Below are 11,946 nucleotides of genomic sequence, written 5' to 3' on the forward strand. Positions count from 1 at the left end.
GTCATCCTCATGTCTTTATGCAGGCTTTAGCCGCGAGCACTCATGGCGGGGCATTATGACAACGGTATGAAGTAAACTCCCAGATAAAACCCGACCAGCGGCATCTCCAATCACTTGGATTCAGCTGCCTCCCAGACTACACCGGTTTCGACGACAGTTAGGTCGTGAGCAGGACGAAGCCGCGATTGGACGCTCGAGCGGGCCCTCGGCAGGATTGCTGCGTATCGGTAGGCAAAAGCAATTTATTGGTTGCCGGTAGCCAACGCGGATTCGTAAAGTTCTAAACCATGGACTGGCCAACGTGAGGAGATGATATGGATGACGAATCGCTACCGATGCTCGACCCGCAGCTAGAGGACATCCAGTGGCCGGCAGACTTCTCCGGCCAGAAGCTGTTTATCCAGGGTGAGGATTGGCAGTACAACGCGATGCTGAACTGGTCTCACTTTCGCGCCGACCTCTATGCTTTTGCATACAAAGATGCCGCTGACGGTCTCGTAGAGGCTATGGCAAATCGTCAGGTGCCTTTGGATAGCGGCATTTACCCTTTGCTCTTTCTATACCGCCACTCCCTGGAGCTGCAGTTCAAGCTGATGCTAAAGAGTGCTCGCGCTCTGACAGGCAAAGAGCCCAAGAACTACGACAAGCATCCGTTGATGCCTCTGTGGTCGGAATTGCGTCATCTGCTCAAGGACTTGGGTCTAGAGCGCTCAGACGCCAACGCTACTGCTGTTCACGAGTTCATTCGTCAGTTGGACGACGTTGACCCAGACTCGATGGCATTTCGGTACGCGACGACCAACAGTGGTAAAGACCACCTCCCGGATGTTACCCACATCAATATCCGCCACTTGCGTGAGGTACTCAACAGTGTGTTCGTTTGGCTAAACGGTACGTACAGCTGGATTGGAGAGATGGAGCAAGGTCAACCTGGCGACTAATCACGCGAGGCGTGATGCCCGGACGGATAAGCTCTGCCTGCTACGCGTCGATTTACCTCCACTTGAGGTTCCTCAGGGACTGACGTAGGTGAAGGAACGTGCCACAAGGTGCGCTTGTTCATCTCCCTTCGGCGTTAGAGGAGTGGTCGCGTGATCCAGACTAGCTTCACCAGCGTTTGCGGCACTTTCTGCGTGACGGATCAGCCTGACGTGCTTCATCAACTAGATGCCTGCCCAGTGTCTACCCTCGCCTAAGAATACACCGCAGCCTCGAGAAGGGATCGCTGATGTTCTGCAGACTTATGTATTCCAATATTTTTGGACTGTGCTTCTGGCAATGCCGAGCTTTTCAGCGATTGTTTTCCTGTCGAAACCTTGCGCTTTCAAGGCTCGAATGTAATCCGCATTAAGCGGCTGCTTAGGCTTACCCTGGGAGCGCTTGATGAGCTTTCCATCACTGAATTGCTCCTCTACCAACTGCCACCCTCCGGACATCTCGAATTCCCTGATTTGCAAGGCAGTACGTTGCAAAACCTCCGAAGGGAGTTCCTCACCTTGGGCCGCTATGGCTAGGGTGACCATGGTCAGCAGATCGAGACCGAGGTGGTCAGCGATTTCATCGAGCTTCTCCAGCGTCGGATTCGCTCGTGCCTGCTCTAGCATACCGACATACGTCCTATGGGTTGCCCCTGCCAGTTCGTCGTAGTTCAGCCCCTGGTGGGCTCGAGCTCCGCGCAATGCCCCTGCCAGCGCTTCTTTCAGATGCATGAGTCGGATCCTCAAAAGCGAGGATAGAGCCATGCGATGTGCATTCCGATAAACAGAGCATACTGATATTATCGTGGCGCACAACCAAATTGCATGTCTCTGCTCGGGCACTGCTAGGTCGGGTTTGCCTGATGGGGGTGGAGCACAGGAGGGCTTTAGTGTTTGTGGGCGCGGAGACAGAACGACGCCTCTGTTCACATCGAAGACTAAGGAGCGGAAGCGATAGGCGAGTTGGATGAACTAAGACTCGGAGCTGTGTTTCCTGAGTGTTTCAGCACCGACAGCAAAAGCCCGATGTGATTTAGGCGACTCTGAGTGCCCTGCGCATTCATGTTGCCTGCAGTAATGCACGGAGTAATTTTTCTAATAGGAGATTTAGAAAATATGTTTGTAGATTGTCTAAAAATGTCTGGGAACCTTGAAGATATTCGTGTCTTCAAGCAAAACAGTGACGATATTGAAGTTATTATGAAGATTGACGGCGTCGTAATTCCTAACATAATCGTCCCTATTTCCCTTTTCGAGGAGATTGAGAAAGGACGGCACTGGGAGTTTTATGGCATCTTCAAAAAGTCAAAGGATAAAGTGAAGAACAAAGGGATAATTTACGCGATTAAGCCAGCTGGCGGCAGTATCAAGTCCGTAACAAAACTCCGCTTCACTGTGCCGGGAATGATGGCCTTCGGTGCAATCCTCGCTTATGCACTTACTTATATTCTCACCTGGGCTGTAGCCATCATGCCGATGGCCGCTAAAGCCGATAATATTCCCGAAGCATTCGGACATATACACGACTTGGCTTTGCTCGTTGCGATGCTTCCTGTCCTGTTCTTCTTGAGTTGCGCCGTGAATTTCATACGTAAAACTGGGAATCTCGAAGCGTGGCCTGCTACTGCGCCAAGTGTCGTCATTGAGCGATTCAGTAAACTCCATAAATAATGCAGCATGTGGCGCATAGGTGCCCCTTGTATGTGCTTCAAGGACGCGTTGGTTTGCCCTCCACCCCATCTGCAGCGCCAGTAGTGGGTGCGAGCGGAGCGCGCAAGCCGGCACGGCTGAAGGCGTGAGGATGAAAGCCCGTAGGGCCGAAACGTGGCTTGCCACGGTTCGGTTCACGACAGCCCTCCGCCAGCGGCGGCACGCCACTACCGCAGCCCAGCTTCAACCGACCTGAAAGAGACTGAAATGACCCACGATGAACTCCGAAAGCTTGAGCGCACTAGGCGGAGAGCGCTATGGGAGATTGCCAGATTCCTTCCAGGTGACCCCGAGGCAGCTGACGCCTTAGCCATCCTTGATGACCTCGACGACCAGCAGCGAAGCGGCACGCCTACAATGGGTGAGTCACTCGAACTCAATGAAGTTCGTGCCTCTGTCCCGGTGCAGCATCACAACTGCGGCATCGATATCGTCTTGGAAATAACCATTCCTCAGCCATGGAGGGAGCGTTTCCAGCAGGCGAGCATCGGTTCGACACGGGTGGTCGAAGGGCCTTACGCCACGGACTGGGATAAATTCCTGGCTAGGTGGGAAGCAGAGATGCGGCACCTGGAGCAGCATAGAGCCGTGAGAAACAAACCTGTAATAGATTGAGGGGGCTACAGGCATGGCACAAGACGACGATGACACTGTGTATTGCGACATTCAGATGCCGGTGGCCCAGGGACGGGAGCTGCTGGAGCTAGTGAGCGCATTGCGAAAGTCTAAAGCGCATCCAAGTCTCGATAGAGTCTTCGAACACATGCAGTACGAGCTCAGCACCTCAATCGATATCGTCGAAAACCCACCTACGTGGGGGCCTTATTGCCAGTGAGCCGAACTACGCCGCTTACAACCCCAGATCAGCCTCAACCTTTATACCGCGAAGCTTTCTAGGAAGTGCATTCGGGGGGCACCATTCAAGTGCTTTTGAGATGCACAGATGCCAGATCTCAACCTGGACATAAAGGACATCATCAGCCGTGTCCAGAGGCATCAACCCACGTGGCTTCAGCACCTGCTTAAGAACGTTGATGACGCCCCGAGGGTAACGACCGCGCCCTTGAGCATCTGAAACTGCCGCGTACCGGAAGCGACCGGCATCACGATAGCCGTCAGCGACGATTTTCAGCCGTTTTCGTAGTTCCTTTTTGCTCAGCCTAGGCGCGACTGTCCACCAGATGAGTTCCACCTCTTCTAGATCCATTCCCTCTGGCGGGATGTCACCGTAATCTTCGTACTGCTCAAGCGGAACCGGACGAGCCTTTCTGTTTTGTAGGGACATCAAAGCGCTGCGTCCCAGGCATCCATCGCCTCACCCACAGTCGCGTACCAGTGGAACTCTGTGTTCTGGAAGGCGCTAGCGACTTGCCTGTTTATATTGCCGTCAACCCAAGGCGGAAGACTTTCAGTCCCCCCAGAGAACAGGCTAGTTGCCGCGACAACGAATCGACTTGTGCTCACGCACTTCAGGCACGTGTAGCGTACAGCTGCACCGCTGGGTAACCGACGCCAGGCAACCACCTCAATACAGTCCAGGACGCCCTGTCGAGGCTCTACAAACGGATCCGACTCCTGTGCCACCTCGAAGTCGGTGATTACCTTCAACGGCGCGTTAGGAGCTCCTGGCTTGTGAACCAGATGTTTCAGCTCTTCGCGTGCTGTGATTATCTGTTCGCGAAACTCTTGAGGGTCGATGGACATGCCGCCTTCGGGCGTCACCTTGAGGGTTTTGAGGCTGTTCGCAGCAGCGATGAAGTCACGCTCTCGCGTTTTCTCCGACTCCGAACGGCGGTCGGGATTGATAAGGTTCCAGAGTCCTGTGAGGAGCTTCAAGGCATTATCCTCGGGAGAGGTTGCGGCTGTAGTTACTGCGATCATACGGCAACCTCCGAATGGACTTCACTCGCCACCACAAAAGTCAGGCTTTACAGCCAGCCATATTGAGGAACCGTAGGTCGGCGAGGCTCTCCATCAGAGTTGATCCGGGATCAGCCTCCAGGCATCGAGCACCGGGGATATCTCATCGAGCGGGCGTAAAAAAACCGGCCATGAGGCCGGTCATTTCACTGGGTGTCGCTGAAGATCAGACTGATACAGGTGCAGAGATATGCGGGTGCGGATCGTAGCCCACCACCTCGAAGTCTTCGAACTTGTAGTCGTAGATGGATGCTGGCTTACGAAGCAACTTCAGCTCAGGCAACTGACGTGGCGCACGTGCGATCTGAGTCTTCACTTGCTCCATGTGGTTGGAATAGATATGGACATCGCTGAGCGAAATTACGATCTCACCAACGTCGAGGTCGCACTGTTGGGCGAGCATGTGCGTCAGGCACGCCAGGGATGCCGTGTTGTATGGGAGCCCCAAGAAGCTATCTGACGACCGAATGAACAGGTGCGCTGACAGCTTATTATCCACGACATAGAATTGATAAAGCAGGTGGCACGGAGGCAGCGCCATCTTGCCTTGACGGGCATTTTCCTGAGGGCTCACCTTCTCGTCCGGCAGGTATTCCACGTTCCAACCATGGAACAGGATTCGCCGACTATTCGGGTTGGTCTTCAGGGCATTAACGACGTAGTCGATCTGATTGATCGTCCCGCCATCCTTGGTTGGCCAAGCAGTCCACTGCTTGCCGTAGACTGGCCCGAGGCCACCTTCTTCGGTGGCCCACTCGTTCCAAATCTTAACGCCATTCTCATTGAGCCATTTAACGTTAGTATCGCCGCCAAGAAACCAAATAAGCTCATTAACAATACTTTTAAAGTGCAACTTCTTCGTTGTAAGCAAAGGAAAGCCTTTCGACAGGTCGTGTCGATACTGCCTCCCAAAGACACTAATAGTACCGGTGCCGGTTCGGTCACCTTTGACCGCACCATTCTCAAGAACATCAGTCAGTAAGTCCAGATAGCTTTTCATGCAATTTTCTCCGCCTGGGCTGCTTCCAGGATACTGATCACTTGCTTGAGTTTATCAATTTCTTTTTGAGAGTCCAAGAGCCGCTTGTTGGCATCAGCCAAAAGGCTTTTATAGGTATCTCTTGAACCAATCATATCTTGATACTTCTGCTCATTAGTCTGAGCAGCATCGTCAGCTATTTTAGCCTCCGTAAACCAGTGAAGAACCTCGACCCTAGCAGCTTCCAACTTATCAGTAAGCACTACAAGAGGATCAACTGGCTTCTTGTTTGAGACCTTCTTGCGCAAAAATTCGATTCGGCGATTCTCCTTGATAATTTCAAGGCGCTCCAAAGGCCAAACACGCATGCGGATAGTATTGCGATGCATACCAGTCATACGGCTAAGCTCAGCAACAGTCGCCTTCATAGAGTCGTCCGCTGCGATATTAAGAAGCGCTTCGGCCAACAACTCTGTGTACTGATCAAAATCTTCTTTATTCTTCTGATCGAATGCCCGTGGATCAGACATCTCAGAGCTCCTCTTCCAGCAACTGAAGGACGCCATAAGCTTCCTCCATCGCGGCTTTGTTCTGCGCATGTGTGTGTGCATACGCTGGATTGCCGAGCATCGCCTTGTTCTGGTAATAAACGTCTCGCCAAGCCGGCGCGTTGGCCTTGCTGACGATGGCATTCTGGCAACGGTTAGGGTTACAACGAAGCCCGCCAATGCAAGGTAGGGAACTGTCGAACTCATCCGCGCCGCCACCATAACAGAAGCCAGAGCCCACGTTGATAACCGCAATGTGCTGGTCGAGCATAGCCTCAAAAATATCGTCCTTGGTGTGCCCAGAGGCCATGTAACCTCGGAAAACCTTCCTGAGGCTTTCCCTATGGGCCTCAGCATTCACGCCTGCGTAGCTGCCGTCAGGGTCGAAGCGCTGTTGAATGCTTTCAATTTCCGCATCCTGACGAAGCGACCTACCTTTCGTCTTCCGGGCACCACCACCCTTGGATATTCGGTCGGCAATCTCGCCATAGAGCAGGGTGGTCTTACTAAACCCGCGATCTGAATGCCCCACACCTACGATCTCACCGAAGTGCTTAAGCTGGTGAGAGATAAACGGCAGACCCAAGTCGGCACGATAAAGCTGATAAGCCAAGGTATGGCGCATCATGTAGGCGTTGAAGTCAAGCTCCTCAAAAGTCTCCGGCGGCAAGATACGCTCGAAAAATTTTTCCAGTGTGAGCTTGGTTGCGCCGGCAGAAAATGGCTTCCCTTGCTCCCCAAAAGCGACCGTATCCACATTCGAAAAGATATAGTCGTTGTTCTTGTATTTACTGATTAACTGACACACCCGAACAGCATCACGAACAATGGGGATGGCGAGCCAAAAATCATCAAACAACTCAACAAGATTGTCCTGGTGCTTGCTCACATTGCTTGCCAACACCCAGTAGCGGCCATCAGGGCGAAGGCTAGAACTAGCGAGCAGCTCTGCATATTCAGACGGACGCATCCCTGTGTACTGGCCAATAATGTAGAGGCACGAATAGTTGACGAAATTCATATACAACCTGAATTCATCATTAAATGGCGAGCCGGTGATTTTTGCATATTGCCTAACCGCATAGTTAGCATTCATCGAGAACAGGTTGCTTGAACCCATGACATCACTGTCCAATAACCTAGAGGCTTCCTCCTTCGAGAAGCCCTTATTCACCAGCCGATTATAGACATACAGGTTAAATTTCAGCGGGTTCAACCCATTCATTTGCGCAGGAAAATAATCTTTTGCGTTGCGGCGTTTGAGGCTGGCAGTATCAATTACGTTCTCACCCATAGCATCCAAAAAGTCGACAATGGATAGCGAGGCCATTTGAGATGAAATTTCGAAGACGGTGTTTGGTAATACTTGGGACTTTTTTTCAGCATCCTTTGCAGGGCGATGTTTACCACCAAGGACTTTCCACTTTAACTTGGTAAAGTCCACGAGTGGTAGGTTTGCACCGAACACGTTCGCTTGCAGATAGCCTGACTTTAGTAGCTTGAAAAGCTTTTCAGTGTTCCCATCGTATACATAATCAAAATCCTCCGCAGCTGCTGCATAAAAATGCGCAGATAAACATTGAATTGAGATCAGCTCACGATCAACGTGCTCTTTTCCAAGTTCAATAGCAGCGACGGAATAAACCTTATCCAAAAACCGAAGCCCGCACTCATAGTCAGTGATCAACGAATTGGGCTTTGGCGGTTTCTTGTTTGCACTGACGGATTGACCCTCCGCTGGAACTCCACTCAGCGCCTTGAGAATGATCATGAACGCAGCTTTAAGCTCAAGGATCGCCAACTCTGGAATGTTGGGGTACTTCGTAAAATCAATCCGAAGCTTGGATCCACGAATATAACGGGATGCATTTGGGTAATCCGCATTGAAGTCCCAGACCCCGTCCAGGAATTCAGAGAGTTCAGATACCTGCAAGGCATTGAGATAGGCCAGAAAAGCCAAGGCTTCCTGCTGCTCGCTCTCTTCTTCAGAAGCAATAGCCGCTCCCTGTAGCAAAGACAAGCTAAAGCGAAACTTCGAAAACGTTAACAGGGTGGAGAAATTCGTTTGTTCCATCATCACATCCCCACCCCATCAACCAGCACAGTTGTATCTACAAACTCGGAAAGACGACGGCCTTCGGCCAATTCCTTAGGAGTAAAATCAGAGTTTGAGTTGAGGATGCCATCCAACAGAGCCAAGTTTTCGCGCACTACGCGGCCATAGGGTGTGTCCATGATCCGAGATACCTCCATAAGCTTAAGGTAGTCCCGCTCCATCGCGAACAGCTCCGGCAAACTAGACGCAGTGAGCAAAACGTTCTCACATCCTAGGCACATGTTGTACAGCGCACATGGGCTACCAGGTACATAGGTACTCAGTTTTTTGATGAACTCTGGCGGGTTGAAAATATTACGACAGCTCGCCAGCGGCGTTTTGAAAACTACCTGAGGCCCATCGAGATTCACGACGTCGATCAGGTTGGCCTCAGCATCCTTGTTCGGGCCCTGATCAAACGCCTCGGCTGCCGACTCATGGAGTTCCCTGAGCGCCACATCCAGTTTGGAGCGTGCGATGTGGTTGAAGTCCATACGATCCAGGTAGGCTAGGGTAGTCTCGATATGTTTGTGGCCCAAAATCAGCTGGATCTCGCGGACGGGTACGTCCCGCTCCACCAGTTCGCTGATGAAGCTAGGGCGCAGCCGGGAAGGCGAAAGGCTCAACGGCTGACCAGAGCTGTCCAGTAGGGCTTTACGCTTAGAATATGCTGCGAAGACTACCCCCAAGGCCCCGTCCTTCGCAGTTGCAAAAGATTTGATCTCAAGAAAGCTGATCCGCGCACTGGACTGCCAGATGAATAGCTTGTCGCGCACGGCCTCGGGAGCAGACTCGCGCAGCGAAGCTGTCAGTGCTTTAACGTCTTCAAACACTTTGGCAACAGCCCTGGATTGAGCAGTGGTAAGCCAGGTGATATCAGCCTCAAAAATATCAAGGTGCATCACCTTTCCACCCTCGGAGCGCTCTTTCCAGTACCTCAGGCAGGGGCGACCGGTAAGCGGGTGCCTAGGCTCATAATCATCCACATCAAGAAGCTTGATTGAGTCAGCGTTCAACCCGGTGACTTGGGCGAGCTTAATGGCATACGGAGCAATAACGGTCGAATCGATTCGGTAGTGAGCACCCCAACCTTCCACCACCTCCCGCAGGCTGACGCCAGAACGCTTAACGAGTCGAAGAAAACCTAAAACATAAGGATCGTCACTATCCTTCTGATCGTAGCCAGCATGAGAACAGCTCAGCTTGTTCTCAAAAATCCAACGAGCACTGTCGAGGGTGTTGAGGCCTGGCTTCAAGCGCCCATCCTTGCAGAGAGGATCCTCACCAATGCCGCTCTTCTGATACGGCTGAGAAAGGGTGTTGTAGTGCAGGATATCCTCTTCAACGCTCTCAGAAATACGAACACGCTCGGCGCTCGAATAGGGACGGTACTGATCAGTGACGCGGTCAGCATCGAATCCTTGGCAGTTGATGAAATCTGATCCCGTGTAACCTTTGATGTTTTTAATGGTCGTCAAGGTGATCCGGGCGGCGCTAATCAAGGTATTGGCGGAGACTGGAGAAAGGTCACCCGCAACAATCTGCCGCTCAAGGTACGAGCGAAACAGAGGGAGGATAAATGGATCAAGAAACTCAGTCAGCGGCTCCATTCCCCTGAAGCCACGCCCAACAAGGAGCTTGGTGAACCATCTAAACCCCTCATGGTAATTGCTAGCTCCTGAGTCGCTGGTAGTCCCCAGAGAAGCGGTCGCAAACGCATGTTTCAGATCGTTGAATGGCCTATCTTCAGAAGATTTCTCGAGGTCGTCCAAGGTAGCGAAATCAAGCATTTTGAGGCGTTTGAAATCCACAAGAGCACTCTCCTGCGGCACAAACTCTTCCTTGGACTCAATTCGTTCCTTAACGGTCATGTAATCCGTTGAGGCCACGCCCAGGAATTGAAGATCCAGATTGATTTCATCGTACGCAAGACGGACGCCTTCATACTGACTGAAGCCATGCTTGATCGACTCAAGCCCCACAATCGGCTCAACAGCCTTTGTGAGACTAAGTTTGTTGCCGTAAATGGGCAACTCGAGCTTTTCTTCTTGGGAAAGAGACTTGTACCAGCCCAACAACTTCAAACGCCAGTTGCAGCCAGCAGCGGTTTCTCCCTGGTGAATAACACCATCAATGAGCATGTTAAGGATGAGTTTCTGCTCTGCAAGCTCGAACATCTCGATTGATGGATCGAGATCCTTACTAGCAATATAGGACTCACTCAGCATGAGTGGAGCGTACTTCCCACTGGAATCGTCGGCGAGCTCGACTTGGTAGTAATTGAGCGGATTTTCTTCCAGCTCTCTAAGCCACCTGATGATCTTGCCACTTTCAACTGCACGTACTGAAATATTCATTTCTTATCTCCCAACCTGATCTTCAATGTCGTCTGCGCAGCAAGATCCGCCATGCTTTTTGCCTTGGTCGAAACTTCTCCCGTGTTCGGGCAAACCAGATGAAAAATATCCTGTGGCAACCTGGTATAAATCCCTGTCGTGGATGCGTCTTCGTGGCCGAGGGATTTCTGCGCCATTAGAAGTTTGTCGAGGTAGTTATCGCCAAAGTCTGGGCTAATCAAAATCGCATACGCATGGCCATGACGAAGCTTATGTGGCGAGACCATACGCTCAAGTCGCTTGCTCTTAACGGCACGCTTAGAAAGTCGCTCAAGCAGTTTGCTAATAGCGTCAGGATTGAAAGGTCGTCCCTCTGAATTGAAGAAGCAGGGAGTTACATCCGCACTTTCGTAACGGCGAGCGTGCTTCTTGAATAAAGGAGAAGCGTGGTAACGCTTAATACGCTCGAGCACAGCTCGACTCACGATTGAGTATCGCGGTTTGAACTCCTTACCACGCCCCTTGCTTCCATCAATATACAGCGGGCAATAATCAGGATGCACCCAATCAAGTGCGTCATCTGGAACAAAGTTAGCTTGAGCGAACCCCAAAGCCTTATTCACGGCCCCTAGGGTGACCCTACCAACTTCACTTCGACGCAAGCCCACATCAAAGATAGTTTGGATTAGGCAACGCTCCCTCTCGCTACTGGCATACTCAATAAGCGCTTTGAGCTCCCGCATGGAACAGGGATATACCAAATCTTTCTTCGGAGGCGGCGAAAGAAATCCACCGGCATAAGGATTGTCCTCCCGCACAGCAGATCGTTGTTTACCTGCAACACACAAGAAATCGTTGAACAGGGCCATATAACAAGCATCCCTGTTACGGATAGTAGTTGAGGTCAAACTATCAACTTCGCGCAAGTGGGAATAGTAGCGCTGAATGTTGTGCTTACTTACGGCAAGAAGTATTTCGTCATAGGACGAGCTTTTGAAAGTAGGCGTGCCTTTCATGTGCTCGAGAAGGTAACCAATGTTACGCCCGTACGTCTCGGCGGACAGGGCCGCTAGGTTGGCACTGCGTACTGCGTAGGTCAGGTACTCGCTTACAAGCGGGACTAACCTCTCTTCTGAATCGAACAGCCCCACCGCAGTCACAGACACCTGGTCTGCCACTGTAGGCCCATCCTCGTTGAGCATCGACCCACCCAGGTCGAGCAACTGCTTCTCTTTGACTACAACCTTCACCGACTACCCCTTTTTGAAGGCCGCCCATCCTATGCAGAATGTGCAGCTTGTCAAGGTCAAGATGAAGTCGCATGAAAGACAAATTTTTTAGGCTAGGAACACGTACTGTGCGCTTTTTCCTACGTCCGATA

At 51.6% G+C, this 11,946-nt stretch carries 12 protein-coding genes and 1 pseudogene; 4 read left to right on the plus strand and 9 right to left on the minus strand.

What is annotated here, in order from left to right; all coding sequences use genetic code 11:
- Positions 1–314: 314 nt before the first annotated feature.
- Positions 315–941 (plus strand): hypothetical protein, encoded by a 627-nt coding sequence (locus AAEZ03_RS17475; protein WP_232251859.1) that lies wholly within the window; start codon positions 315–317, stop codon positions 939–941.
- A gap of 84 nt (positions 942–1,025) precedes the next feature.
- Here AAEZ03_RS17475 and AAEZ03_RS17480 read toward each other — a convergent pair.
- Together AAEZ03_RS17480 and AAEZ03_RS17485 are read right to left on the minus strand one after the other, a co-directional pair.
- Positions 1,026–1,160, minus strand: a pseudogene (locus tag AAEZ03_RS17480) (histidine phosphatase family protein); the annotation flags it as partial.
- An 81-nt stretch (positions 1,161–1,241) separates the two neighbouring features.
- Positions 1,242–1,709, minus strand: coding sequence for a helix-turn-helix domain-containing protein (locus AAEZ03_RS17485; protein WP_106115695.1), 468 nt, complete (start codon positions 1,707–1,709; stop codon positions 1,242–1,244).
- A 330-nt stretch (positions 1,710–2,039) separates the two neighbouring features.
- On the opposite strand from AAEZ03_RS17485, the gene AAEZ03_RS17490 reads away from it, so the two are divergent.
- The 3 genes from AAEZ03_RS17490 to AAEZ03_RS17500 all read left to right on the plus strand — a co-directional run bounded on the left by AAEZ03_RS17490 (position 2,040) and on the right by AAEZ03_RS17500 (position 3,522).
- Entirely contained in the window at positions 2,040–2,648 is a 609-nt protein-coding gene (locus AAEZ03_RS17490) for a hypothetical protein (RefSeq protein ID WP_146118199.1), read from the plus strand.
- 246 nt (positions 2,649–2,894) lie between these two features.
- Positions 2,895–3,302: a hypothetical protein gene (locus AAEZ03_RS17495; RefSeq protein WP_106115694.1), complete on the plus strand. Its 408-nt coding sequence runs from the start codon at positions 2,895–2,897 to the stop codon at positions 3,300–3,302.
- Positions 3,303–3,315: 13 nt separating this feature from the next.
- Positions 3,316–3,522 (plus strand): hypothetical protein, encoded by a 207-nt coding sequence (locus tag AAEZ03_RS17500; RefSeq protein ID WP_106115693.1) that lies wholly within the window; start codon positions 3,316–3,318, stop codon positions 3,520–3,522.
- 15 nt (positions 3,523–3,537) lie between these two features.
- On the opposite strand, the gene AAEZ03_RS17505 is transcribed toward AAEZ03_RS17500, so the two are convergent.
- The 7 genes from AAEZ03_RS17505 to AAEZ03_RS17535 form a co-directional block, all read right to left on the minus strand.
- Positions 3,538–3,972 carry a hypothetical protein gene (locus tag AAEZ03_RS17505; RefSeq protein ID WP_106115692.1) on the minus strand — a complete coding sequence of 145 codons (435 nt, stop codon included), beginning with the start codon at positions 3,970–3,972 and terminating at the stop codon, positions 3,538–3,540.
- The gene (locus AAEZ03_RS17510; RefSeq protein WP_232251858.1) at positions 3,972–4,568 is read right to left on the minus strand and encodes a hypothetical protein; all 597 of its coding nucleotides are present in this window, start codon (positions 4,566–4,568) and stop codon (positions 3,972–3,974) included. Before AAEZ03_RS17510 ends, AAEZ03_RS17505 begins: the two co-directional genes overlap by 1 nt.
- Positions 4,569–4,773: 205 nt before the next feature.
- On the minus strand, positions 4,774–5,607 hold the full coding sequence (locus AAEZ03_RS17515) for a thymidylate synthase (RefSeq protein WP_106115691.1): 834 nt from the start codon (positions 5,605–5,607) through the stop codon (positions 4,774–4,776).
- Positions 5,604–6,116 (minus strand): hypothetical protein, encoded by a 513-nt coding sequence (locus tag AAEZ03_RS17520; RefSeq protein ID WP_105753629.1) that lies wholly within the window; start codon positions 6,114–6,116, stop codon positions 5,604–5,606. Before AAEZ03_RS17520 ends, AAEZ03_RS17515 begins: the two co-directional genes overlap by 4 nt.
- Before the next feature lies 1 nt (position 6,117).
- Positions 6,118–8,211, minus strand: coding sequence for a tyrosine-type recombinase/integrase (locus AAEZ03_RS17525; protein ID WP_105753628.1), 2,094 nt, complete (start codon positions 8,209–8,211; stop codon positions 6,118–6,120).
- Positions 8,211–10,586 carry a tyrosine-type recombinase/integrase gene (locus tag AAEZ03_RS17530; RefSeq protein WP_105753627.1) on the minus strand — a complete coding sequence of 792 codons (2,376 nt, stop codon included), beginning with the start codon at positions 10,584–10,586 and terminating at the stop codon, positions 8,211–8,213. The genes AAEZ03_RS17525 and AAEZ03_RS17530 overlap by 1 nt, the downstream gene beginning before the upstream one ends.
- On the minus strand, positions 10,583–11,815 hold the full coding sequence (locus AAEZ03_RS17535) for a tyrosine-type recombinase/integrase (RefSeq protein ID WP_279923731.1): 1,233 nt from the start codon (positions 11,813–11,815) through the stop codon (positions 10,583–10,585). Before AAEZ03_RS17535 ends, AAEZ03_RS17530 begins: the two co-directional genes overlap by 4 nt.
- Positions 11,816–11,946: the final 131 nt, after the last annotated feature.

Origin of the sequence: Pseudomonas sp. HY2-MNA-CIBAN-0224, assembly GCF_040310285.1 — a bacterium.
In the GTDB taxonomy this organism is placed as follows: domain Bacteria; phylum Pseudomonadota; class Gammaproteobacteria; order Pseudomonadales; family Pseudomonadaceae; genus Aquipseudomonas; species Aquipseudomonas helleri.